The organism is Microbacterium sp. B35-30, from assembly GCF_010634855.1.
Classification (GTDB): domain Bacteria; phylum Actinomycetota; class Actinomycetes; order Actinomycetales; family Microbacteriaceae; genus Microbacterium.
Genome location: NZ_MWLQ01000012.1, coordinates 63,601 through 86,193 on the forward strand (window position 1 = coordinate 63,601; position 22,593 = coordinate 86,193).

Here is a 22,593-nt window from a genome sequence, read left to right on the forward strand (position 1 = left end):
ACGGGCAGAATTGGCCCGGTAGACATCGACACAAACGGATGCCGCAGGCAGCCCGCATCCGGAACCGACAAGGGAGTCCCCGTGACCACGACGATCACCGAAACCCGTGAGAGCGAACTGCTCGCGTCCGTGCCCGACGGTCTGTTCATCGGCGGCCAGTGGCGCCCGGCATCCGGCGACAAGACGCTGAAGGTCTACGACCCCAGCAACGGCGAGGTCGTCAAAGAGATCGCGAACGCGTCGCCCGAGGACGGCAAAGCCGCGCTCGACGCGGCCGTGGAGGCGTTCCCGGCGTGGGCCGCGACGCCGGCGCGCGAGCGGGCCGAGATCCTGCGTCGCGCCTTCGACCTGCTGCAGGAGCGCAAGGAGGACTTCGCGCTGCTGATGACGATCGAGATGGGCAAGCCGCTGGCCGAGGCACGCGGCGAGGTCGCTTACGGCGGCGAGTTCCTGCGCTGGTTCAGCGAAGAGACCGCTCGCGTGCAGGGCCGCTACGGCGCGAACCCCGAGGGCACCGGCCGCATGATCGTGTCGCAGCATCCCGTCGGTCCGTGCTTCCTCATCACGCCCTGGAACTTCCCGCTCGCGATGGCCACGCGCAAGATCGCACCGGCGCTCGCCGCCGGCTGCACCGTGGTGATCAAGCCCGCTGAGCTGACGCCGCTGACGACCCTGTTCTTCGCGAAGCTCCTCGAGGATGCCGGCCTGCCGAAGGGCGTCGTCAACGTCTTCACCACGTCGACCTCGGGTGCGGTATCCGAGCCGATCATCCGCGACCCGCGCCTGCGCAAGCTGTCGTTCACCGGCTCGACGCAGGTCGGTCAGCGTCTGCTCGAGCAAGCCTCGCAGGGCGTGCTGCGCACCTCGATGGAGCTCGGCGGCAACGCCCCGTTCGTCGTCTTCGACGATGCCGACCTCGACAAGGCGGTCGACGGCGCGATGCTCGCGAAGTTCCGCAACATCGGTCAGGCCTGCACCGCGGCCAACCGCTTCATCGTGCACCGCTCCGTCGCCGACGAGTTCGCGCGGCGGGTGACCGAGCGCGTCAACGGCTTCACGATCGGTCGCGGCACCGAGGACGGCGTGACCATCGGCCCGCTCATCGACGACCGCGCCGTCGCCAAGGCGTCGCAGCTCGTGCAGGATGCCGTCGACCGTGGCGCCAAGGTCGCCACCGGCGGCAACGAGGTCGAGGGGCCGGGCACGTTCTACGAGCCCACCGTCGTCACCGACGTGCAGCCGGGCTCCGACATCCTGCGCGAGGAGATCTTCGGGCCGGTGCTCGCCATCATCCCGTTCGACACCGAGGACGACGCGGTGCGCCTCGCGAACGACACCGAGTACGGCCTCGTCTCGTACGTCTTCACCGAGAGCCTCTCTCGCGGGCAGCGGATGATCGAGCGCCTCGAGACCGGCATGATGGGCCTCAACATGGGGGTCGTCTCCAACGCCGCCGCTCCTTTCGGCGGCTGGAAGATGTCGGGCCTGGGGCGCGAGGGCGGCGCCGAGGGCATCCACGAATACCTGCAGACGAAGTACACCCTGACCCCGAACCCGTTCTGAGTCCCCGCCTGAATCGATGACATGAGATGAGCGGATGCCCGGGAGGGGGCATCCGCTCATCTTTTCTGCCGCGGGGAGATCGGCGTGAGGCTGGGCGTCGGCCCGGTCGGTGTGTGGAGTGGCTGCCGCGTTCGGCGGGCTGCGGTCGGCGCACACGGGATAATGGACGCATGTCCTCCTCCGTAGAACGCCGCTCCAATCCGACTGCATGGGCCGCGTTCTGGTTCGCCCTCGCCGGCCTCGTGCTCATGCCGATCCCACTGTTCATCGGGCTGATCGTGGGCGGCGGCCTTTCCATCGTCGCCGCGGTCCTCGCGGTGATCGGCCTCCTCAAGGGCCTCGCGCGGGGCGGCAAGGGCATCGCTCCTGTCGTGTTCGCTGCAATCTTCATCGCGCTCACGTGGGGCGGCATCTCACTCGGCGGCGGCACCATCTGGTAGGTCGGCCCCGCCACCCCGGTGAAGTTCGCTCTGCGGGCCCGGGGGCCCAGGGTGGTGCATCCATGGAGTCGATCCGTTCCGCGGGCCGATCCCAGCGATCAGCCGCGCGCGTGGCGTCAACGCACCAGAATCGTCGAGCTAACCCACAAACCGGATGATGTCCGCGGTGGCATCTGCCAGTGCAGGAAAATGCCGGTGTGAACCGCTCGGTGGGATCGAGCTGTTCACGCTCCAGACGGTCATCCCCGCGGCGATACCGGCCGATACTCCGGAGTCTGAGTCTTCGATGACGAGGCAGCGAGCGGGGTCGACCTGAAGTGCGGTCGCTGCTGCGAGGTACGGCTCAGGGTGGGGCTTACCGCGAGTCGTGGATTCCGCGTCGACGATCACCGGAGGGATGGGCAGCTTCAAACGCCGGAATCGGCCTTCCACCCGCCGACGGAGGTTGGCCGTGACCAGAGCCCAGCTGCCGGCCTCCATGTCTCGCAGCAACCGGCCGGCGCCGGCGAACGCCCGGTAGTCACCCCCACGAACGTCATCGTCCTCGAGCCGCTGGAACTGCTCGAGCGCTTCCGCGCGTTCCTGATGTGGCAGGAAGCGCGCAACTGTTTCGGCGGGACGCGATCGCAGCGCGAGTGCGTAGACCTGCTCGCCGTCCAGCCCGAACAGATCGGCCCAGCGCGCCCAGATCCGCCGCTGATTCGCGACGGCATCTACGAGCGTGCCATCGACGTCGAAGAGCACCGCAGTTCGGTCCGGACCTGGCATACCGCGCAACTCTAACGCCTAGATCTCGAACGGTGTGCAGTACTGTCGAGATCGCCTCTGGTGAAGGGAACCGACGTGGAGGTTGTCGACGGCCCGCATGTAGAACATCGGAATTCGCGCCCCACTTTGGGGATGCGAAAGCGCACCCCATTTCGCGGGATGCTCGCGGAACGCGATCGCCTACTCGCCGAGCTCATCGACTGGATGCAGGCTCGCGGTGTCCAGCCGGTCGGTTCGTTCTACCTGCGGCTGCACACCGTCGACATGGCCGGCGAGATGGACATCGAGGTCGGCGCCTTCGCGACAGCCCCGGGTGGCGAGAAGGTCATGCGAGGCGCGATGCCCGCCGGCGACTACGTCGTGCTGCGGTACATCAACCACTCGATGCGCGCGCACCGGCTCCTCTTCGAATGGGCCGAAGCGCAGCAGATCCGATTCGACGTCGACGAATCGGGTGCAGGCACCAGGTGGGCCGGGCGATTCGAGATGTATGTCACCGATCCGCGCACCGAGCCGCGCAAGACCCGCTGGGAGACAGAACTCGCCTTCCTCACACGCTGAGGTTCGCTGCTCGAAGAGGTCGGTAGACCTGCTCGCGAGCCTGTCGAACTGTCGGCTGTCGCGGTGACTCCCTAAGCGGAGGGGTCGTCGAGGAATCCGACGACCACATCGCGGACCAAGTCAGTTCGCGCCAGCCCGAAGAAATGGGTCGTGCCCGGAAACACCGCGAGCTGAGACGCCGGAACACCGACGAAATCGCCATTCACGTCGCCGCCGCGGAGGCGCAGAAACTCAACCGCATGCTCGAGAGAGACCATGTCGGCGTCGCCCACGGTGATGAGCGTCGGCGCCGCGATCGCGCGAAGCTCCGCTTCCGTGCGATCAGGGAACCCGCCCTCGTACGTCGCGCCGAGCTTGTCGAGCAGCACTTGGAGATGCTGCAGGTCGGGGTGTGGCGACTTCGCGAGATAGGCGGCTTCCATCGGCGTGCCGGCGATCATGTCAACGGTCATCGCGCCCACCGCATCCGCGTTCTCAGATCCGCGCATGCCGGATGCGGCGAACGACGTCGACGAGACGATGAGCCGCCTGACCCGTTCCGGGTGGTCGATGGCCAGGTCGAGCGCGACGGCCCCGCCGACACTGAAACCGAAGATGTCCGCACGCCCGATACCAAGGTGGTCGAGCACGCCCAGCACATCTTCGGCGAAAGCGGCGGCAGAGAACGGCCGGTCGATGTCGTTCGTGCGCCCGTGCCCCTGGAAGTCCACCGCCACAACTCCCCGCCCGACCGCGAGGTCGGGGATGAGCGCGCCGAACTGCTGCTCGATGTCGAACAGGCCGCCGTGCAGCAGCACCAGCGGTGTGCCGTCGGCGACATCGCCATGGACCTCGTAGTACATGCGAAGCTGACCGAGCTCTACGTAGCCGGTCTCGGGCCTGGGGGCGGAGGATGTCTGGTCCGTCATGCAAGTACCGTCGCAGAGACCGGCCGGCACATCAACTCCCGCTCGCCCTCGCGGTCACTTGTCGATGGAGACCATGTTGGCCTCGTCGTGTCGCTCACCAGCAGCGGGTTCGAGCGCGGTCAGGCGGTCGGCCTGGTCCGCCGTGAGTTCCACCGTGCCGGCGGCGGTGTTCTCCTCGACGCGCGCCACGCGCCGAGTGCCCGGGATGGGGGCGATGTCGTCGCCACGGGTGAGAATCCACGCCAGCGCCGTCTGCGCGGGAGTCGCGCCGATCTCAGCACCGATCGCACGGACCTCATCCACGAGGCGAAGATTGCGCTCGAAGTTCGCGCCCACGAACCGCGGGTTGGTCTTGCGCCAGTCATCGTCGGGAATGTCGGCTGCCGATCGGATCTGCCCCGTCAGCAGACCGTGTCCGAGAGGCGAGTAGGGGACGAAGCCGATGCCGAGCTCGCGGAGCACCGGCAGGATCTCCGCTTCCACGTCGCGAGTCCACAGCGAGTACTCGGTCTGCAGCGCCGAAACCCGCTGCACGGCGTGTGCCCGGCGAATGGTCTGGACGGATGCTTCGGAGAGACCGAAGTGCCGCACCTTGCCTTCGGCGATCAGGTCGGCGACCGCGCTCGCGGTCTCCTCGATGGGCGTGTTCGGGTCGACGCGGTGCTGGTAGTACAGATCGATATGGTCGGTGCCGAGACGCCGCAGGGAGCCCTCGACCGCGGCTTTCACGTTCGCAGGTGTGCTGTCGGTGACGCCCGGTCCGCCGCCGGAGTGGGAGACGAGCCCGAACTTGGTGGCGATCTTCACCTCATCGCGGCGGCCACGGATGGCCTGGCCGACGATCTCCTCACTGAGGTAGGGGCCGTAGATCTCGGCGGTGTCGATGTGGGTGACGCCCAGGTCGAGGGCGCGGTGGATGGCACGGATGGACTCGTCGTTGTCGAGACCGCCACCGGTCGTGTAGGTGCCGGCCATCGTCATAGCGCCGAGCCCGATGCGGGATACTTCGAGGCTGCCGAGGTGTGCGTTCTTCATGGGTGTTCTCCGTTCCGGACGGTCTAGGCCTGTGAGGTGGGCATGGCCCACAGTTCGTAGTGGTTCGAGTCAACGCTTCTTCGCCAGAGTGAGCGTGGCCCTACCTATGGGTGCCCCCACAGGGACCCCTTATGCGCCCGGGAGTCGGCGTAGTTTCGGTGGCATGGAAGCCTCGGACGCGATCAGCGAGTTTCTCACCACGCGGCGCGCGAGGCTCACGCCGGCGCAGGTGGGGCTCCCGGACTTCGGCGGTCGCCGACGGGTTCCGGGGCTGCGCCGTGAGGAAGTCGCGCTGGTGGCGGGAATGAGCGCGGAGTACTACAAACGCCTCGAAAGGGGCAACGCCGCAGGCGTCTCCGAAGCAGTCATCGACGGTGTCAGCCGCGCCCTGCAACTCGACGAAGCCGAACACGCCCACTTGTACGACCTGATCCGCGCCGCCAACGCGCGCGCTCACCCGCAGCAACGAGTGAGGACCACCCGCAAGACGCAGCTCACATCCGGCATGAGGCAGACCATCGACGCCATGTCGACGGTACCGGTCTTCATGCAGAACGGCCGTCTTGACGCTGTCGCCACCAACCGGCTCGGGGCAGCTCTCTTCTCGGAGATGCTCGACGGCGCCCGCCCGCCGGTCAACGCCGCGCGATTCATCTTCCTCGAACCGCGCGCTCAGACCTTCTACCGGGAATGGGAAGCGCAGGCCCGCCAGATCGTGGCGGTGCTTCGTGCCGAAGCGGGCCGCTCGCCCTACGACCGTCAGCTGACGGACCTTGTGGGCGAATTGTCCACGCGCAGCGATCTGTTCAGAAGGCTCTGGGGAGCCCACGACGTCCGCGACCACCGCACCGGCCTGAAACTCGTCCACCATCCCGCGGTCGGCGACCTGGACCTCACTTTCCAAGCAATGGACCTCGCGTCAGACCGCGGACTCCAGATGATCGTGTTCTCCGCCGAACCCGGATCGGCTACCCACGAACGCCTCCAACTACTCGCCAACATGGCCGAAACAGCCATACCGAACGCGCCCGTTTGAGTGGCGTCTGCCGAAACGTGCCCCGCGCGCTTCAGCGCCTGGTTATGGTTGCTCGAGTGATCAGTGATCGCCTGTTGCGAGAGATGGCAGCTGAGCTCGTGGGCGTGCCCGGCGTGCGGGCAGTGGCTCTCGGCGGGAGCCGTGCCCGCGGAACCCACCGTCCCGACTCCGACGTCGATCCCGGCCTCTACTACGACCGGGCACTGCTCGATGTCGATGCTCTCGCGGCTCTCGCGCGACGATGGGTCGGAGGTCGAGTCGACATCGCGCCGCCCGGGGGTTGGGGGCCGTGGGTCGACGGCGGCGGGTGGCTTTCGGTCGACGGCGTCGACGTGGACTGGATTCTTCGCGATGTCGACCGCGTCCGCGAACAGTGTGAGCGCGCACGGGCAGGGGAGTTCGCGTTCTTCGCACAACCCGGTCACCCTTTCGGGTTCCTCGACGTCGCTTACGCCGGCGAAGTCGCGAACGCCCTGCCACTCGAGGATCCCGACGGCATCCTGGCGGGCATGAGAGCGCTGCTCACGCCGTTCCCTGCGGCGCTGCAATCAGCGTTTCTCCGCAGCCTCTGGCAGGTGGACTTCCTGTTGGACGGCGCGGCGAAGGGAGCGAAGCGAGGTGACGTCGCGTACGTGGCGCTCTGCGCGTCTCACGCCGTCATGCTCATCGCGCACGCGTGGCATGCTGCGGCCGGTGAGTGGGCTGTCAACGAGAAGGGACTCGTCCTCGACGTCGCCCGTCTCGCCATAGACTCACGGGGATTCACGGGATCCGCAACGGACATCCTTCAGAAGCTGGGGAGTGAACCCGGGCAACTCAGCCTCGCCGTTCGTCTGCTCCGCGAGCTTCCCCGACCCGACTCCGCGGCCCGGTGACGGACCCGACTCCGTCAGAGAATTCACCCTTCGGATCCTCGCCAGCGCGTGGGCTGCGCAATAGGATCACAGCACCCTGACCCAGAGTCCGGAAGCGACCGGCCGGTCGCTTTCGGAGATCAACCGAAGGAGAGATCGATGGGTACGCAGAACCTCGCACTGGTAGTCGGCTCGTACGACGACACGGCCTCCGCGGCGGACGATTACCAAGCCCTCCGAAGCGGCCAGGACGCCGGCGGGTACGAGATCATCGGCGCCGTGGTGCTCGTCCGTGACAAGGACGGCAAGGTCCAAGTGAGGGAGCACGGCGACAAGTCCGTAGGACACGGTGTGGCGTGGGGCGCGGGTGCCGGAGTGGTGGTCGGCCTGTTCGCGCCGCCGCTGCTGGCGGCAACCGCGGTCGGGGCCGGCATCGGTGCGATCCTCGGAAAGATCAAGAAGAACCGCGAGGAGAAGCAGTTCGGCGTCGATGTCGACGAGTACCTCGCGCCCGGGACCTCCGCCGTCGTGGCGGTCGTCGACGACAAGTGGGCCGACAACGTCGAGAAGGCCCTGACCAGGGCCGACAAGCGCATCAGCAAGGCGATCGACTCCGACGATTACGAGAAGCTGCGCAAGGCGATCGAGGAGTCGGCGGACGACGTCGTCGAGCAGATCAACTCCTGAGCTGCTGATGGGCCCGGTGCGCGAGCGCCGGGCCCCTCTGCCGCCACCTCACGCGAGATCACGGCCGTGGCCACCAGCGGGCTCAGAGCCTCACGACGCCTGCTGTCGGGGGTGTGCGATTCACAACCAGCCGTTGTCGGTTGCGATCCGGACGGCCTCGGCGCGCGAGGCCGCACCGAGCTTGCCGATGGCCGCTGACAGGTGGTTGCGCACGGTGCCCTCGCTCAGGAAGGTGGCCGCGGCGATGACGGCCGATGACCCGCCCCCGGCGGCCGCTGCCAGTACCTCCGTCTCCCGCTCGGTGAGCGGTGAAGCGCCGATACTGAGGCTGGCAGCGGCCAGCATCGGGTCGACCACTCGCAGTCCCGCGGAGACACGCCGGATGGCGTCCACCAATCGGTCGGCCGAGGCGTCCTTCACCATGAACCCGACGGCTCCCGCCTCCATCGCGCGCCGCAGATAGCCAGGGCGACCGAAGGTCGTCAAGACGATCACCTTCGCCGCGGCGTCGGCGGCCACGATCGCCGCCGTGGCGTCGATGCCGTCTCTGCAGTCGTCGGCGCCGGGCATCTGCACGTCCATGAGCACGACGTCGGGAGCGAACTCGACGGCTCGGCGGACCGCGTCCGGCGCGCTGTGGGCCAGGGCGACCACCTCCAGGTCGCGCTCGGTGCGCAGCAGTGCGGCGAGCGCCTCGGCGATGATCGCCTGGTCGTCGGCGATGAGCACCCTGATCATGGCGCGCTCCGGTTCGGTTGTGGCGACGAAGTGAGGTCGGCGCGGACCGACGTGCCGCCCCCGGGTGCGGCCGCGATCTCGATCACGCCGCCGGCGGTGGCGACCCGTTCCGCCAGCCCCTTCAGCCCGTGCCCCGCCCGCTCCTTACCCGGTCCGACGCCGTCGTCGCGCACTTCGACGCGGTGCTCGTCCACGTCGATGACGCACCACGTCGCCTCCGCGTGCCGGACCACGTTGGTGACCGACTCGCGAACCACGTACCCGAACAGCTCGCTGACGGCATCGGATAACGCCGGAAGTGCCGCGGGCGTGCGGGCATCGATGCCGGCCGCGAGCAGCACCGACCGCGCGCTGGCGATCTCGGTGGCGAGCCGGATCTCATTCAGTCCCGACACGGTGGCGCGGACATCGCTCAGAGCCTGGCGGGCGATCGCCTCGACGGCAGCCATCTCCTCCTTCGCCGCGGAGGGTTCCGTGTCGGCGAGGCGGGCCGCCAGCGACGACTTGATCGTGATGGCCGTGAGCGAGTGGCCGAGGATGTCGTGCAGGTCGCGGCTGATACGGGCCCGTTCGGCGGCCACCGTGAGCATCGCCACCCTGGTCTGGCTGCGCTCCAGCATGCGTCTGATCCGGCTGCTCTCCAACCAACCCGCTATCCCGAGCCCCACGCCGAGGGACAGCGCGGCGATGAGGACCGGCATCCATAGCCCGCCCAGCAGCCCGGCCAGGCTGAGCGCCAGCGCCCAGCCGAGGAGGGCGAAGCGGGCCTGGTGCCACGGAATGAGGGTGGCCGTCAATATCGCGGGGTAGGCCCCGAAGTTGGCGAACTCCCATCCCCACAGCAGCGCCCCGCTGACCACGAAGCCCGTGAACCCGGCGACGTAGCACGAGCGGAGCCAGAGCGGGGCGTCGGTCGTCCAGGCTCCGCCGACATAGGCCGTGGCGAAGACGACGAGGTAGCCCGCCCGCAGGCCGAGCCCGACCGGACCCACCCCGACGGCGATGGTCGGGATTGCGAAGACGAGGAAGACGATGCCGACCAGGTAGGTCAGGAAGAGGTTCGGCCGCACCCGACGCCAGCGATACGGCAGGTCGGTCGGACCGCCGGGGAGCGCCCACGGCGCGGCCTCGGGATCGTCCCCCGGCCCGAAGGGCGCGGGCTGAAGCAGGCCGTTGAGGATGGATCGAGCCATGGCACCTCCTCGTGCTCAGCGCTTGCTGGTGGCCGCGGCTCGACGATAGCCGAGCGCACCCACGGCTGTCAGGACGATCGACCATGCCAGGAGCACCCAGATCGCACTCGAGGGGAAGTCGGCGTCGGGGAGGAAGGGGAAGCGGCCGAGTTCTCCCAGCCAGTATGTGGGGAGGACGGGCGCCACCGCCGCCATGACCGGCGGCATGGCATCGACCGGGAACCACAGGCCACCGAGCAGCGAAAGGGCGAGGAGCAGCATGGTCGTCACGCCCTGGACGGCCTCCGCCTTGACCCATACCCCGACCACCATGCCCAGCACCGTCATCGGCAGAAGGCCGATCCAGAGCAGGCCCAGCGAGGCGAGCCACTGGCCGGCGGTGGCGGAGACCCCGCCGATGGCTGCGCCGGCGATGAAGACGAGGAGCAGCGCGGGGAGAACGAGGAACATGGTCACGGCCGCTCGGGCCCACAGGAAGTCGCGCGGCGGCACGCTCGTGATCATCAATTGGCGAAACCAGCCGGACCGACGCTCGAGCGCGAGCTGTGCGCCCCCGCTCATCGCCGCGCCGAGGCTGCCGTACGCGGCCATCGAGACCATGATCATCGTCGAGGCGAGCCCGGCTTCGGACTCGCCGCCGTAGATGGTTGAGAAGATCAGATACAGCGTCACGGGCATGATGACGGTGAACACCACGAAGGTGACGTTCCTCGCTGTGAGCGAGGCACTGTGCAGCGCGTAATGGAGTGCCGGTGGCAGCCCGGTCGCGCGGCTGGTTCGGCGCCGGTCAGTGAACACGGTCATGAGATTGCTCCTCGGTCGGCGTCGGGCGTGGTGGTGAGTGCGAGGAAGGCGTCCTCGAGCGTGGCGGCGGTGACCTCGACGTCGCGGGCGCGATCATCGCGGAGGAGGGCGCGCAGCGTGCGATCGGATTCAGTGGTGTGCAGGTGCCATCGGGCCCCGACCCTCACGATCGCGACGACGCAGGGCAGCGCTCGCAGGGAGGCCGAGTCGATGCCGCCGGCTGCGAGCGTGATGGTGCGCCCCGCGACGCGCGAGCGGATCTGGTCAACGGTTCCCTGGGCCACGACCCGGCCGTGGGCGAGCACGATGATCCGATCGGCGAAGGCATCGGCTTCGTCGAGGTAGTGGGTTGTGAACAGGACCGTCCGCCCGGCGTCGGCGAATTCGCGCATCGAACGCCAGAAATCACGGCGCGCCTCGACATCCATCCCGACGGTGGGCTCGTCGAGGATCAGCAGGTCGGGGTCGGGCAGCAGTGCCAGCGCGTATCGCAGGCGCTGAGCCTGACCGCCGGACAGCCGGTCCGTCCTCGTCTTGAGAAATCCGCCGAGGCCGGCACGTTCGACGACCTCACGCACGGCGAGCGGCCGGGCGTGCAGACCGGACATCAATTCGAGGATGTCGATCACCCGGGTGTCGGCGAGCAGCGCGCCCACCTGAAGCATCGCCCCGACCCGACCCGTGCGAACCGCAGTGAGCGGGTCGAGGCCGAAGACCGTGGCGGAGCCGGCGTCCGGTTTCGCCAGACCGAGGATCAACTCGGCAGCAGTCGACTTGCCTGCGCCGTTGGGGCCCAGAACGGCGACGATCTCACCGCGCTCGACGCGCATGGTGAGATCGTCGACCGCCCGTACGGCACCGTAGGACTTCGCCAGGCTCGAAAGCTGAACGGCGGCGACCTGGTCGTTCGAACCGGGCGCCGAGCGGGTGAGCCGGGCCGGATGGATGAGGTGCGTCTCGTACATGCCACCAGCCTCGCCGTGGCCGCGTCGTACTGCCTCAGCCCCGCGTCACGACCTGACGATGACATCTGTCACCGATGCAGTGGCCGGCGACTCTCCCGGAAGGGACAGGGCGCCAAGTAGCGGGCGAGGTCCGCACCGAGCCGACCGCGTCACGGACCGACCGCGCGGCTCGATAGAGTGCGTTCCATGACAACGGACGTGAGCCTGTACATCGGCCCGGAGACGGTTTACAAGAAGTTCCGGTTCACCGATGAGAAGGCGTGGGAAGCCGTTCGTTCGCAGATCCTCACCGCCATGAACGCGGGCAAGGGCACGATCGAGATCCCGTGGAAGGGCGACAGGATCGTCTACGTGTACAGCCCCTACCTCATGGTGACGTGGGTCGAGAAGGATACGGAGTAGCAGCAGTAGCGGCGGCCGCAGCCGCTTCTACGCCGGCTCGGTGGCGCGGACGAGTCCGCAGTTCACACACGACCACGCAACGAGAAAGCGCTCATCGTCGAGGATCTCGAAGCGCAGGGGATCGCCGCAGGTCGGGCAGACTCTCGGGTCCACAGCATCCGACTTCATTCCGTCAGCTTACGGACGAGAGCCGCGGCCCGGGACGTCCAAGGCCGAAGCTCTCCCGGCCTAGCCGCAGTTCGGACGGCAGCCGCGCTGCGTGACGGCGTCCACCAGCACCGTGCCGATGTCGGTCGGCTGCAGCGCCTGATACGCCGCACCGTCGGTCGCAGCGGCGATCTGCTCCAGGGCGGCCTGGTCGGTGTCGGGCCCGTAGCCGATCGCGATGACGGCGACGGGTTTCGCCGGATCACGCAGCGCTTCGAGCTGCGTGAGCAGCGCCGGCAGGTCGAGGCCGTCATCGTCCTCGTTGTACCCGTCGGTGTTGAGCAGGACCAGGTTGATCTGACCGGGGACATACGTGTCGCGCATGTACTGCACCGCTGCCAGCACGCTGTCGTACAGCCCCGTCCCGCCGCCGACGAGGCTGTCGAGCCCGTTCGCCGTGTCGATCGTGCGCTGTTTATGAGCCGGATCGCCCAGCGGACCGAACGGGACGATCTCCTGCCAGTCCTGGCCGCCGATCCGCCGGCTGGAGAACACCCACGTGGCGAGCGACGAGTCGGCCGAGAGTGAGTTGACAGCGCGGACAGCGGCCTGTTCGAACAGGTCGATGCGCCGCATGTCGGCCGTCGCCGGCTGGAGCATGGATCCCGAGACGTCGTTGAGGGAGAGCATCCGCGACGGCGCAGTGAGAATCTGCCAGGTACGGAGCACCTCTGCCTGGTTCGCGCTGTCGCTCGGCTCGGCTGCCGCACCGGGGTCCTCGGCAGCCTCCGCGGTGGAGCCCGGAGCAGCGTTGCCCTCCGCATCGCGCAGCCCGTATTCGGCGAGTTGGTCGCCGGCGTCCGCGATCGCTGCGGCGAGCGCGTCCACGGCCATGAGCGTGTCACCCGAGGCGTCGGCGAGCGTCACGAGCGGCACGCTCACCGCCGGCTTCACGTCGGCGGGGTAGACCGGCACCAGGGGAGTCGCCGCGTCGTCGCCCTGCTCCAGCACCGCCTGTTCGGTCGTCATGGCGATGGTCGGCGTCGTTGAGACCGCTGCCGCGGCCAGCGCGTCGGCCGCGGTGGGAACGACGCCGGTGTCGAGGGCGAGTGCGAGCGCGGTGAACGTCCGTGCGTCTCCGCCGAGCGCGGTCTGCAGGGCGAGCAGCGCGGCAGAGCTCGCAGCGACTGTCGCCGGATCCGGCAGTACGGCGGCGACCGTGCGTCCGGCGAGGGTCGCGAAGCCCGCGCCCTCCGTCTGCAGCGCCGTCGCGGTGGGTTCGGTGGCCGCGAAGACGACCGGGGTGGTGGCTACGGTGGCGCCGACCACGAGGTCCGCTGCGTCGACGCCCGTCAGTTCCGCCTGGCCGGTCGCCCGCGCCGGCCACATCGCGGAGTCGGGGACCCAGACGTCGAAGTCCGGCGCCGACCCCGCAGCCAACGCGGCCGCCGTGACGGCGCTGTCCTCGGCGCGGACCGTGACGTCCGGGCAGTCGGACCCGGATCCCGGCAGGTCGGCGACGATCGCCTCGAGCGCTCCGGCGACCGCGGGATCCGAGGTGATGCGAAGGGCCGACGGCAGACACTCGCCCGCCGCCGGCGGCGCCGTCTCGGGTTCGTCCGCGGCGCCGCGCAGGAACAGGATGCCGAGCACGACCGCAATCGCGACGGCCAGCGTCAGGATGACGGCCAGGAGGATCAGCGAGCGCTTCCGGTGCTGCGCGGCACGCGCGGCCGCGCGCGTGGGGGCGTTGTCGCCGGCGGGCGTGTTCGGCTGCATTCGAACCACATGCACTCCGATGGACGGCGGGTGGGGGCCCGCGTGCGGGGATACGACGTCGTATCGAGAAATACGGCATCGTACGTTGGGGGGACTTCAGTGGAGTATAGGCGACGGCGGAGAAGAGCCGAAACGGACCGTGCGCCTGGTCGCCGGTGCTCCCGGCAAGACATTATCGGAGCTGTCTGCCCAGCGATTCGAGGAGGCCGCGGGTGCCTTCTTCGCGATTGGGGCCGTCGGCCCAGAACTGGTCGAAGAAGACACCGTGCTCGGCATGGGTGAGCCGGGTGCCATCGGGGATCTGCTCGAATTCGAACGCCGCCACCGAGGTCGACATGTGGGCGCCGTCCAGCCACATGTCGTAGGTCGTGACGATGCGGACGTGCTCGACGATGTCGGTGTAGACGGCCTCATACCGGGACACCGGGCCACCGTGGAACTTCGCCTCGTCGACATCGCGCCCGCCGACGCGGAAGTCGAACGCCCACTCGCGGGGCTCGAAGGTGTCGCCGTCTCCGATCCAGTTGCGCTTCTGCTCTTCGTCGGCGAACGCACGCCAGACTCTTTCGACGGGGACGGGATAGTCACGGGTGAGGGTGAACCCGGCGTGGGCGAGTCGGCGCTCGATCGTCATCGCTGCCCCTCTCGGGTGAAGGTGACGTGGATCGTCCCGCTTTCGGCGACCTCCGTGGTCACGCGGTGCGTGTGCTCGAGGCCGCGGAGGTCGTCCCACACGCGGTTGCCCCGGGCGAGCACGATCGGCGCGATCGTGACGTGCAGATCGTCGACGAGGCCGGCGCGCAGGAACTCCTGGGCGGTGCGCACACCGCCCCCGACCCGGACATCGAGTCCGCCGGCGGCGGCCGTGGCCTCCGCGAGCACGTCCTCGATGGCGCCGCCGCGGAAGTGGAACGTCGTGCCGCCGTCCATCGTGATCGACGGGCGGGGCGCCGAGTGGGTGAGCACGTAGACCGGGTAGCCGAACGGCGGTTCGTCCCCCCACCAGCCCTTCCAGTCCGGGTCGCCGGGGTTCGCGTGCAGGCCGAACATGGCCGCGCCCATGATCTCTGCGCCGACGCCTGAGAAATACGCCGAGGCATAAGAATCGTCGATGCCGGTCGTCCCCGCGCCGGTCGTGTCGCCGAGGACCTTCTGCCGGAACGTGCGAGTCGCTGCGTATGCCGTCGTGAGGGGTCCCCAATCCTCACCCATCGGATTGTCAGAGGACGGATCGGGCGCGGCGGTGTAGCCATCGAGCGATGCGAACAGGCCGATGCGGACGCGGGTCATGCGAGGTCTCCTTTGGTGATTGCGCGGGCGAGATGGATGCCGAGGCGGTCCGCCTGACGTTCGGCGGACGTTCGCTGGTCGCCGAGCCAGAGATGGAGGACGTCGAGCGCGCCGGGTCGCAGGCTCACGGTGCGCACTCGTCCCTGCTTGTTCGACGTCACCACTCGCGCGTCTTCGAGGACGCGCAGGTGCTGAAGCAGCGAGGGCAACGTCATCGAAACCAGTCCCAGGAGGTCCGACACGACCGCTGGGGACTTCGCGAGCCGCTCCACCACCATCCGTCGAGTGGGATCCGCGAGCGCGCGCAGCACCGCATCCAGCTCGTCGGAATAGTTAGGCATATGCCTAACTATTGCGCGTCTGGGGCGGCACGTCAAGAGAAGGAGATGAGCGGATGCGGCCGGCACCGGCATCCGCTCATCTCCTCGTCGGTCGGGTCAGAGAACGACCAGGAATCCGAGCACGGCGCTCGCCGCCGAGAGCACGGCGAGGACGATCGACGGCGTCGCCGACTCCTTGCGGCGGACGTGGACGGCGATCGCGCCGATCATCACGATGGCCAGTGCGGTGGCGGCGATCGGGGTGAGGATCGGGGCGATGCCCGTGAGGAGCGGGAGGATCAGGCCGATGCCGCCGATCACCTCCGCGGCGCCGATGAGCTTGACCGTCGGGTCGGTGAAGTCGTCGGCCCAGGCCATGCCGCTCGCAACGAGGGTGGGCCTCGGACGGGCGATCTTCATGGTGCCGGCGGCGATGAATGCGAGGGCGAGCAGGCCGTTGAGGATCCAGAGGGTGATGATCATCAGTACTCCAGGGGAAGAATCGTGGGGTCTGTTACTGTTTGTAAGCAACCTCATGATGCGTCACGCGAAGGACGGGTGCAAAAGGCACATGGGTGTGAGTAGGTGACATCGGATGGCGAAGACACTCACCGTCGAGGTCGCGGGCGATCCCGCCCCGACCGGATACGAGCGTTCGTGCGAGGGTGACCCGGCGGGCACAGACCACGGTCGCGCGATCCGCGACGTGCTCGACCGCATCGGAGACAAGTGGTCGCTGCTTGTGGTCAGCACCCTGCGCCGCGAGCGGCTGCGGTTCACCGAACTGCAGCGCCACATCCCGGGTATCTCGCAGCGCATGCTGACCCTGACGCTGCGCCAGCTCGAGCGCGACGGGCTCATCACGCGAACGGTGCACGCCGAGGTGCCCCCGCGGGTCGAGTACGAGCTGACCGAACTCGGCGGAACACTCATCCAGCTCGCGATGGCGCTCGCCGACTGGGCGATCGAGAACCAGCCCCGCGTCGAGGAGTCCCGCGCGGCATACGACGCGGCGCACCAGCGCTGACGCCGGCGATCGAGGCAGCCGACGTCCCCGGTCTGCGCCATGATGGGCGCATGATCCGCACGCCCCCTCCAGCGGCCGGAGCTTCCCGCAGCGCAGGCGCGGCCTCGACCATCCGCCACGAGCGCCTTCGCTCGCACCGCCTGAGCGCACCGGCGCCCACCATCGCGGAGGCCGCACGGCACATGCTCGCGACGCAGGCGCAGGAGTTCTGGGGCGGGCGGTGGGCGATCGCAGCGCGCACGACCGGCCGCACCACCATCCGCGACGTCGACGCCGCGTTCGACCGTGGTGAGATCGTGCGCTCGTGGACGATGCGGGGCACCATCCACCTCATCCCCGCCGAAGACCTCGCCTGGGTCCTGTCGATCACGGCCGATCGACAGCGCCGCCAGGCGGCGGCGGTGCACCGGGCCGAGGGCATCGACGACACGGAGCTGGACCGGGCCGAGGCGGCGGTGCGCGCCGCGCTCGGCGGCGGCAATCGCCTCACGCGCAAGGAGACGTTCGAGGTGCTCGAGCGGGCCGGCGTGTCGACGGTCAAGCAGCGCGGCTATCACCTGCTCGTCGCGCTCTCGCTGCGCGGCGTCATCTGCCAGGGGCCCGTCGTGGCGCGCGAGAGCGGCCCGACCCGCGAGCAGTACCTCGTGCTGACCGACGACTGGATCGTCGAGGTCGCCACACCTCACGACTCTCTCGCGGAGTTCTTCGCCCGCTTCATCCAGTCCCACGGGCCCGCGGGAGCACGGGACTTCGCCTGGTGGACGGGGCTGCCTCTGGGGGTGGCACGTTCCGCGGCGGAGGCGGCATCCGATCGGCTCACCCTCGTCGCGGACGAACCGGAGCCCCAGTATGTCGCCGCGACGGCGCCGCCCCGGCGCGTCGCCTCGGCACCCGAGGTCGTCGCCCTCCCGCCGTTCGAGGAGTACTACATCTCGTACGCCGATCGCACGGTGGCCTGCGCGCCGGAGTTCCTGAAGGCGATAGGTCCGTCGATGAACGGGATCGTGCGGCCCATCATCGTCGCGCGCGGCGAGATCGTAGGCGTGTGGACGCATTCGGTCGCCGTCGGCCGCCACGCCGACGACCCCATTCCCGAGCTGTTCACGACGGATGCCTCCACCGACGCGGAAGTCGCCGCCGCGCTGGACCGCTACCGCGACTTCATCACCGCTGACCCGCGCAGCTGAACCCGCTAACGCACAAAAAGGCACACATCGGCGCTGCGGCTGTTCTGGATAGGAGCCTGAAGGTGGGCTGATTCTCCGGGCGGTTTCCCGAGAAAGACGATCATCCGGCTCCCTGAACACCTGAACCGCACGGGTGATGTGTGGAATTGTGCGTTTGTGCCCCGATTCATTGCGTCTCCGGGCCGCGTCTTCTTCACTGGTCGCATCCACGCGTTCAACGGAGAGGCGTTCTCATGGACAGGCCACAGATCACCCGACGTGCTGCCCTTCTGGTCGGCGGAGTCATCGCTGTCGCAACCGTGCTGGGCAGCGTGCCCGCCACGGCGTCGGCGTCGCCGTTGCCCACGGCGGTATCCGCCCTGCCACAGATCGACGATCTCGGGCCCGCGGTCGTCCAGTTCTCGCTGATGAGCTCGGTGACCATCGGCGACACGCTGTATGTGGGATCGCGCAACGTGGAGCCCGCGCGGATCGTCGCCGTCCACGTGCCGACCGGCAAGGTGACCGCGGTCACCTACCTCGACACGGGCCACTCCCTGCAGGCCATGGCCGCCGACCCCACGGGGCGGTACGTCTACGCCGGGGTGCTGCAGAACGCCGCCGGGCCTCAGCCGAATCTCTACCGATGGGATGTCACCACGCCCCAGGAGCCAGCCGTCCCGATCGGTCGGATCGGCAACCGCAATGTGCGGGCCATCGCCGTCGCCCCCGATGGCCACGTGTTCGCGGTCGGAGACGGCGGTCCCACCCCGCCGCCACTGTGGGAGTACGATGCCGGAACCGGTCTGGTGACGGACCTCGGTTCCCCCGACCCGTCGGCGACCGGCGCGCGGGCGGTGGCCGCCACCGACACGACGGTCTTCTACGGAGGAGGAACGCTCTTCGGCGGCGGCGCCGCGAGGGCCGGCCTTTACGCCTACGATCGCGCGACCGGCGCCTCTACCAACATCACCCCGGCGGAGATGCAGAACGATCCGAGCATCCGCGAACTGGCGGTCTTCGACGACACGCTCATGGTGGGATCGGCTGCATCGACCGAGCAGTCGAAGGTCGCCGCGATGGACCTCGGCGACTTCACGAGCTATTCGATAGCGACCTCGATCGGCAAGACCGCCAAGAAGTTCGCGATGATCGGCGACACGGTGTACTTCGCCAACGAGGCCGGCGTGATGTCGTACGCCCCCGCTTCGGGGGCGATCGAACAGCTCTCGTTCGACGGACCCTCCCTCGGCGAGATCTGGGGGGTCGACGACAGGGGCGACAAGCTGGTCGTCACCTCCGCATTCGGTTTCGTGGCCGAGATCGATCCGGCCGCGGGAACGTCCGTCATCACCGATCTCGTCACGGCCGGCGCACCCACCTCGCCGCAGGCGGCCATGGGCTTGGCGGCCGGGCTCGGCTCGGTGTACGTCGGAGGGACCGGCGCCATCGCGCACCACGACCTCGCGGCCGGATCCGTCGACTACCTGCGCGCGCCGGGGGAGGCCAAAGACGCCATCTCCGTCGACGGCGTTCTCATCACGGGCCAGTACAGCTCGCAGGGCATCTGGCGATACGACCCCACCGACGGTCTTCCGCTCAGCCAGGTGGCCGACTTCCCGGGCGAGCAGAACCGCCCGCAGGACGTGCACTGGGACGACGTGAACAAGCTCGCGCTGGTCGGGGTGCAGTCCGACACCGTCGGAGGCGGCTCGCTGTGGACGTACGACCCGGCGACCGGCCAGTCCGACATGCTGCTCAACCCGATCGACGCCCAGCAGTACGTTCGCGCCGTCACCACGCGTGACGGCGTGGCGTACCTCGGTGGCGGCCTCCAGAACGCGGACGGTCCCGGCACCGTCGTCGCGGTCGACCCCGTCAGCGGCGAGGAGGCCTGGCGGATCGCCCCGCTCCCCGGCGCAGGCGTCTCTGCGCTCGCGGTGCAGGGGGATCACCTGTACGGATTGACCCGCAAGGGCGGCTTCTTCGTCGTCGACCTGGTGCAGCGCACCGTCGTGCACACCGCGGACGTCAGCTCGGTCAGCAGCGGGTTCGCGGCTCTCGTGACCAACCGCGGCGTCGTCTACGGCGTGTCTGACACGGACGTGTTCCGGTTCCACCCGGCCACCTTCGCGGTCACCGAGGTCGTCCCCGACATCAATGGCGCCTGGTACAGCGGTGCGCACATCACCAACGACGAGCTCGGCAACCTCTACACGCTGCAGGGTCGGAACCTGGTGCGGATCGACGATCGGCCGATCCCCGTGGACGTCGTGGCGGAGGCCCGCTGCCTCGGTTCGAAGGCGCACGTCATTGTGAGCGCGACGAACGACGGGCCGGAGCCGATCGCGCTGGCGATCACGACACCGTACGGCGAGAAGGCATTCGCCTCGGTGGCTCCCGGAAAGAGCGCCACGGCGACGTTCCACACGCGCGCGACGAGCGCGCCGTCCGGTGCGGTGACGGTGCGGGCGGCCCGCGCGTCGGACGGTTTGGAGACGTCCAACCCGGCGGTCTTCGAGGCCGTCATGTGCCGCTGATCGCTGTTCGAGGGGGACCCGACACGAGGAGAGTCCGCCACACAGGCGCGGTGGACGAGAGAGAGGATCATCGATGACCACCCAGCTCACTCGACGGCAGATGCTGATCGGCACCGCGTGCACCGTCGCGATCGCGATGACACTGCGGCCGGGCGATGCCGCCCTGGCGCAGCCACGCGCTGCGCTCGGACTCGGCGAGGTGCGCATCCGCGACCTCGGTCCGGGTGTGGTGCAGTTCCCGCTGATGAGCAGTCTCGTCGTGGGGAACACGCTCTACATCGGGTCGCGTAATCTGCAGCCGGCCCGCGTGATCGGCTTCGATCTGACCAGCCGCACGGTCACCAGCCGCACGGATCTCGACTCCGGGTACGCGGTCCAGGCGATGGTCGCCTCGCCGGACGGGACGGCGCTGTACATCGGCACTCTCCGCAAGGACGACGACACCGGCGCGAGCGTGCACAGGTGGGACCTCACCACGCCCGCCCTGCCCGCGACACCGCTGGCCACGACCGGCGACCGGGATGTGCGTGCCATCGCCGTCGCCCCGGACGGCAGGATCTACGTCGCCGGCGGCGGTGAGCCGCCGAAGGCGCCGTCGCTCTGGGAGGTCGACCCCGTGACCGGTGCGGCCACCAACTGGGGAACTCCCGACCCCGGGGCCACGATCTCCCAGGCCGTGGCAGCAACCGCGTCGACCGTGTACTTCGGAACCGGGTCCACGCTCGCCGGCGGCGCCGGCAGCACCGCGAAGCTCTTCGCCTTCGATCGCAGCACCCGTCTGTTCGCCGACGTCCTGCCGCGCGAGGTCGCGGCCGCCGTCTCGGTCACCTCGCTGTCGGTGCTGGACGATCTGCTCGGCGTCGGACTCAAGGGACCCGGCAAGTCGCTCCTGCTGAACCTTGCCGCACCGTCGACCTACGAGGTCATCCCGCAGACCGGGGTGCAGCTCCGCCGACGGGGAGACGACATCTACTACGTGAAGGCGCCGAGCGTCATGGCCTACTCCCGGGTCACCAAGAAGATCACCAACCTCCAGACGCGCGACCTCGCCATGCTCTGGGGTCTCGATCTCGCGGGTGATCGCCTGGTCGGGGCATCCGAGTATGGGTTCGTCGCCGAAGTGGACCCCGCGACGCGCACCAGCACGATCACGGAGCTGCTGGACGTCGGCGCTCCCGCTGACCCGCAGGCGGTGATGGGCATCGCCGCCGGTGCCGGCTCGGTGTACGTCGGCGGCACCGGCGCCATCAGCCGGCTCGATCTCGCAACGGGGACGGTCTCGCGCATACGACTGGCGGGTGAGGCGAAGGACGGCGTGATCGTCGACGGCGTCCTCTACACCGGGCAGTACAACTCCCAGGGGATCTGGCGATACGACCCCGCGTCGGGCCATCCGCCCGCACAGGTGGTCGCCCCCACGGCCGGCCAGAACCGCCCGCTGGATGTGTGCTGGGATGCCGTGAACGGGCTGGTTCTGCTCGGTGCGCAGAACGACACCGGGGGTGGTGGCTCCGTCACGACCTACGACCCCGTGAGCTCAGCTCACACCACCACGGTGAATCCGATCGACGCGCGGCAGATGGTGCGCGCCGTCGCGACGGCGGACGGGGTCGCCTACCTCGGCGGTGACAATCTCTACACGGGCGGCCCGCGAAGCACCGTCGTCGCGTGGGACCCCGTCGCCCATGCGGAGCTGTGGCGCGTCGATCCGGGGCTCCCCACGGGAATCGCCGCGCTCGCGACCGATGGCCGTCACCTGTTCGCTCTCGGGAGACGGGCGAGCGGACTCGTGGTCATCGACCTTCAGAGCCGGATGGTCGTGCGCGTGGTGGACGTCAGTGGCGTCGCGACCGACTTCGGCGCACTGAACTACTTCGACGGCACGGTCTATGGTGTGTCCGACACGACGCTCTTCCGGGTTGACGCCGGCACTCAGCAGCTGTCGACCGTCGTCGCCGACATCGACGGCGGCTGGTACAGCGGACCGCACCTCGACATCGACGAGAACGGCGTCATCTACACGATGCGAGGGCTCAACCTCGTCGCCGTCCAGGACGGTGCAAGGCCGGGCCTCATCGACGTCGATGTGCTCGTGGAGCCGCGCCCCCTCGGCACGACGGTGCACCTCCGGGTGAAGGTGGCGAATCGTGAGGAGGGTGCGCTCGCGGTGACGATCACGACGCCCTACGGCCAGAAGACGTTCCCGGACGTCGCCGCCGGCCGAAACGCCGTCGCGAGCTTCCCCTGCCGCACCGGTTCGATTCCCGCGGGTACCGTCCGCGTCGAGGCGACACGCGCCGCCGACGGGGCGAGCACCGTGCGCACGGTGCCCTATGACGCCACCAGCTCCGGGTGAGCACGAGCTCCGAG

At 68.9% G+C, this 22,593-nt stretch carries 23 protein-coding genes; 11 read left to right on the forward strand and 12 right to left on the reverse strand.

From position 1 onward, the window contains the following. Positions 1-93 precede the first annotated feature (93 nt). On the forward strand, positions 94-1,563 hold the full coding sequence (locus B2K11_RS07260; RefSeq protein WP_163617652.1) for an NAD-dependent succinate-semialdehyde dehydrogenase: 1,470 nt from the start codon (positions 94-96) through the stop codon (positions 1,561-1,563). 170 nt (positions 1,564-1,733) lie between these two features. Continuing rightward, complete coding sequence (locus B2K11_RS07265; RefSeq protein ID WP_163617601.1) at positions 1,734-2,003, forward strand: hypothetical protein; 270 nt, start codon at positions 1,734-1,736, stop codon at positions 2,001-2,003. A 138-nt stretch (positions 2,004-2,141) separates the two neighbouring features. Here B2K11_RS07265 and B2K11_RS07270 read toward each other — a convergent pair whose 3' ends face one another. Further along, positions 2,142-2,747 (reverse strand): HAD-IA family hydrolase, encoded by a 606-nt coding sequence (locus tag B2K11_RS07270; protein WP_204260038.1) that lies wholly within the window; start codon positions 2,745-2,747, stop codon positions 2,142-2,144. Positions 2,748-2,846: 99 nt separating this feature from the next. Between B2K11_RS07270 and B2K11_RS07275 the strand changes: the two genes are divergently transcribed. After that, entirely contained in the window at positions 2,847-3,332 is a 486-nt protein-coding gene (locus tag B2K11_RS07275; RefSeq protein ID WP_345770761.1) for a GyrI-like domain-containing protein, read from the forward strand. Between the two features lie 71 nt (positions 3,333-3,403). Here B2K11_RS07275 and B2K11_RS07280 read toward each other — a convergent pair whose 3' ends face one another. Then, positions 3,404-4,240 carry an alpha/beta fold hydrolase gene (locus B2K11_RS07280; protein WP_163617604.1) on the reverse strand — a complete coding sequence of 279 codons (837 nt, stop codon included), beginning with the start codon at positions 4,238-4,240 and terminating at the stop codon, positions 3,404-3,406. Positions 4,241-4,294: 54 nt separating this feature from the next. Beyond that, complete coding sequence (locus B2K11_RS07285) at positions 4,295-5,275, reverse strand: aldo/keto reductase (RefSeq protein WP_163617605.1); 981 nt, start codon at positions 5,273-5,275, stop codon at positions 4,295-4,297. Positions 5,276-5,438: 163 nt separating this feature from the next. Here B2K11_RS07285 and B2K11_RS07290 point away from each other — a divergent pair, with 163 nt between their 5' ends. The 3 genes from B2K11_RS07290 to B2K11_RS07300 all read left to right on the forward strand — a co-directional run bounded on the left by B2K11_RS07290 (position 5,439) and on the right by B2K11_RS07300 (position 7,852). Next, positions 5,439-6,311: a helix-turn-helix transcriptional regulator gene (locus B2K11_RS07290; protein WP_163617606.1), complete on the forward strand. Its 873-nt coding sequence runs from the start codon at positions 5,439-5,441 to the stop codon at positions 6,309-6,311. Positions 6,312-6,394: 83 nt separating this feature from the next. Continuing rightward, positions 6,395-7,186 carry a nucleotidyltransferase domain-containing protein gene (locus tag B2K11_RS07295; RefSeq protein ID WP_239525820.1) on the forward strand — a complete coding sequence of 264 codons (792 nt, stop codon included), beginning with the start codon at positions 6,395-6,397 and terminating at the stop codon, positions 7,184-7,186. A 138-nt stretch (positions 7,187-7,324) separates the two neighbouring features. Then, complete coding sequence (locus tag B2K11_RS07300; protein ID WP_163617608.1) at positions 7,325-7,852, forward strand: DUF1269 domain-containing protein; 528 nt, start codon at positions 7,325-7,327, stop codon at positions 7,850-7,852. 120 nt (positions 7,853-7,972) lie between these two features. Here B2K11_RS07300 and B2K11_RS07305 read toward each other — a convergent pair whose 3' ends face one another. Genes B2K11_RS07305 through B2K11_RS07320 form a run of 4 tightly spaced genes read right to left on the reverse strand, consistent with a single transcriptional unit; the run spans position 7,973 to position 11,552 of the window. Next, complete coding sequence (locus tag B2K11_RS07305) at positions 7,973-8,590, reverse strand: response regulator transcription factor (RefSeq protein ID WP_163617609.1); 618 nt, start codon at positions 8,588-8,590, stop codon at positions 7,973-7,975. Further along, positions 8,587-9,783 carry a sensor histidine kinase gene (locus B2K11_RS07310; RefSeq protein WP_163617610.1) on the reverse strand — a complete coding sequence of 399 codons (1,197 nt, stop codon included), beginning with the start codon at positions 9,781-9,783 and terminating at the stop codon, positions 8,587-8,589. The genes B2K11_RS07305 and B2K11_RS07310 overlap by 4 nt, the downstream gene beginning before the upstream one ends. Before the next feature lie 15 nt (positions 9,784-9,798). Further along, complete coding sequence (locus B2K11_RS07315) at positions 9,799-10,587, reverse strand: ABC transporter permease (RefSeq protein WP_163617611.1); 789 nt, start codon at positions 10,585-10,587, stop codon at positions 9,799-9,801. Then, a complete protein-coding gene (locus B2K11_RS07320; RefSeq protein WP_163617612.1) occupies positions 10,584-11,552 on the reverse strand; it encodes an ABC transporter ATP-binding protein in 969 nt (322 codons plus the stop codon). The genes B2K11_RS07315 and B2K11_RS07320 overlap by 4 nt, the downstream gene beginning before the upstream one ends. A 186-nt stretch (positions 11,553-11,738) precedes the next feature. On the opposite strand from B2K11_RS07320, the gene B2K11_RS07325 reads away from it, so the two are divergent. Then, the gene (locus B2K11_RS07325; protein WP_163617613.1) at positions 11,739-11,954 is read left to right on the forward strand and encodes a hypothetical protein; all 216 of its coding nucleotides are present in this window, start codon (positions 11,739-11,741) and stop codon (positions 11,952-11,954) included. Positions 11,955-12,182: 228 nt separating this feature from the next. Here the strand turns inward: B2K11_RS07325 and B2K11_RS07330 are convergent, their stop codons facing one another. The 5 genes from B2K11_RS07330 to B2K11_RS07350 form a co-directional block, all read right to left on the reverse strand. Continuing rightward, a complete protein-coding gene (locus tag B2K11_RS07330; protein WP_163617614.1) occupies positions 12,183-13,880 on the reverse strand; it encodes a VWA domain-containing protein in 1,698 nt (565 codons plus the stop codon). A gap of 172 nt (positions 13,881-14,052) precedes the next feature. Next, on the reverse strand, positions 14,053-14,514 hold the full coding sequence (locus B2K11_RS07335; RefSeq protein WP_163617615.1) for an SRPBCC domain-containing protein: 462 nt from the start codon (positions 14,512-14,514) through the stop codon (positions 14,053-14,055). Next, positions 14,511-15,170: a dihydrofolate reductase family protein gene (locus B2K11_RS07340; protein WP_163617616.1), complete on the reverse strand. Its 660-nt coding sequence runs from the start codon at positions 15,168-15,170 to the stop codon at positions 14,511-14,513. Before B2K11_RS07340 ends, B2K11_RS07335 begins: the two co-directional genes overlap by 4 nt. Next, complete coding sequence (locus B2K11_RS07345) at positions 15,167-15,511, reverse strand: metalloregulator ArsR/SmtB family transcription factor (RefSeq protein WP_163617617.1); 345 nt, start codon at positions 15,509-15,511, stop codon at positions 15,167-15,169. The genes B2K11_RS07340 and B2K11_RS07345 overlap by 4 nt, the downstream gene beginning before the upstream one ends. Positions 15,512-15,607: 96 nt before the next feature. Continuing rightward, positions 15,608-15,973: a DoxX family protein gene (locus tag B2K11_RS07350; protein ID WP_163617618.1), complete on the reverse strand. Its 366-nt coding sequence runs from the start codon at positions 15,971-15,973 to the stop codon at positions 15,608-15,610. A 112-nt stretch (positions 15,974-16,085) separates the two neighbouring features. On the opposite strand from B2K11_RS07350, the gene B2K11_RS07355 reads away from it, so the two are divergent. From B2K11_RS07355 to B2K11_RS07370, 4 genes are all read left to right on the forward strand, one after another. Then, positions 16,086-16,517, forward strand: a complete 432-nt coding sequence (locus tag B2K11_RS07355) for a helix-turn-helix domain-containing protein (protein ID WP_163617619.1) — start codon at positions 16,086-16,088, stop codon at positions 16,515-16,517. Positions 16,518-16,567: 50 nt separating this feature from the next. Beyond that, positions 16,568-17,704, forward strand: coding sequence for a winged helix DNA-binding domain-containing protein (locus B2K11_RS07360; RefSeq protein WP_163617620.1), 1,137 nt, complete (start codon positions 16,568-16,570; stop codon positions 17,702-17,704). A gap of 233 nt (positions 17,705-17,937) precedes the next feature. Then, positions 17,938-20,223: a PQQ-binding-like beta-propeller repeat protein gene (locus B2K11_RS07365; RefSeq protein ID WP_163617621.1), complete on the forward strand. Its 2,286-nt coding sequence runs from the start codon at positions 17,938-17,940 to the stop codon at positions 20,221-20,223. 73 nt (positions 20,224-20,296) lie between these two features. Continuing rightward, positions 20,297-22,579, forward strand: a complete 2,283-nt coding sequence (locus B2K11_RS07370; RefSeq protein WP_204260039.1) for a hypothetical protein — start codon at positions 20,297-20,299, stop codon at positions 22,577-22,579. Positions 22,580-22,593 lie beyond the last annotated feature (14 nt).

Excerpts from the sequence above, each read along its gene's own strand:
- B2K11_RS07265 (WP_163617601.1), top strand. The coding sequence starts at position 1,734 with ATGTCCTCCTCCGTAGAACGCCGCTCCAATCCGACTGCATGGGCCGCG.
- B2K11_RS07280 (WP_163617604.1), bottom strand. The coding sequence starts at position 4,240 with ATGACGGACCAGACATCCTCCGCCCCCAGGCCCGAGACCGGCTACGTA.
- B2K11_RS07285 (WP_163617605.1), bottom strand. The coding sequence starts at position 5,275 with ATGAAGAACGCACACCTCGGCAGCCTCGAAGTATCCCGCATCGGGCTC.
- B2K11_RS07290 (WP_163617606.1), top strand. The coding sequence starts at position 5,439 with ATGGAAGCCTCGGACGCGATCAGCGAGTTTCTCACCACGCGGCGCGCG.
- B2K11_RS07295 (WP_239525820.1), top strand. The coding sequence starts at position 6,395 with ATGGCAGCTGAGCTCGTGGGCGTGCCCGGCGTGCGGGCAGTGGCTCTC.
- B2K11_RS07300 (WP_163617608.1), top strand. The coding sequence starts at position 7,325 with ATGGGTACGCAGAACCTCGCACTGGTAGTCGGCTCGTACGACGACACG.
- B2K11_RS07305 (WP_163617609.1), bottom strand. The coding sequence starts at position 8,590 with ATGATCAGGGTGCTCATCGCCGACGACCAGGCGATCATCGCCGAGGCG.
- B2K11_RS07310 (WP_163617610.1), bottom strand. The coding sequence starts at position 9,783 with ATGGCTCGATCCATCCTCAACGGCCTGCTTCAGCCCGCGCCCTTCGGG.
- B2K11_RS07315 (WP_163617611.1), bottom strand. The coding sequence starts at position 10,587 with ATGACCGTGTTCACTGACCGGCGCCGAACCAGCCGCGCGACCGGGCTG.
- B2K11_RS07320 (WP_163617612.1), bottom strand. The coding sequence starts at position 11,552 with ATGTACGAGACGCACCTCATCCATCCGGCCCGGCTCACCCGCTCGGCG.
- B2K11_RS07325 (WP_163617613.1), top strand. The coding sequence starts at position 11,739 with ATGACAACGGACGTGAGCCTGTACATCGGCCCGGAGACGGTTTACAAG.
- B2K11_RS07330 (WP_163617614.1), bottom strand. The coding sequence starts at position 13,880 with ATGCAGCCGAACACGCCCGCCGGCGACAACGCCCCCACGCGCGCGGCC.
- B2K11_RS07335 (WP_163617615.1), bottom strand. The coding sequence starts at position 14,514 with ATGACGATCGAGCGCCGACTCGCCCACGCCGGGTTCACCCTCACCCGT.
- B2K11_RS07340 (WP_163617616.1), bottom strand. The coding sequence starts at position 15,170 with ATGACCCGCGTCCGCATCGGCCTGTTCGCATCGCTCGATGGCTACACC.
- B2K11_RS07345 (WP_163617617.1), bottom strand. The coding sequence starts at position 15,511 with ATGCCTAACTATTCCGACGAGCTGGATGCGGTGCTGCGCGCGCTCGCG.
- B2K11_RS07350 (WP_163617618.1), bottom strand. The coding sequence starts at position 15,973 with ATGATCATCACCCTCTGGATCCTCAACGGCCTGCTCGCCCTCGCATTC.
- B2K11_RS07355 (WP_163617619.1), top strand. The coding sequence starts at position 16,086 with ATGGCGAAGACACTCACCGTCGAGGTCGCGGGCGATCCCGCCCCGACC.
- B2K11_RS07360 (WP_163617620.1), top strand. The coding sequence starts at position 16,568 with ATGATCCGCACGCCCCCTCCAGCGGCCGGAGCTTCCCGCAGCGCAGGC.
- B2K11_RS07365 (WP_163617621.1), top strand. The coding sequence starts at position 17,938 with ATGGACAGGCCACAGATCACCCGACGTGCTGCCCTTCTGGTCGGCGGA.
- B2K11_RS07370 (WP_204260039.1), top strand. The coding sequence starts at position 20,297 with ATGACCACCCAGCTCACTCGACGGCAGATGCTGATCGGCACCGCGTGC.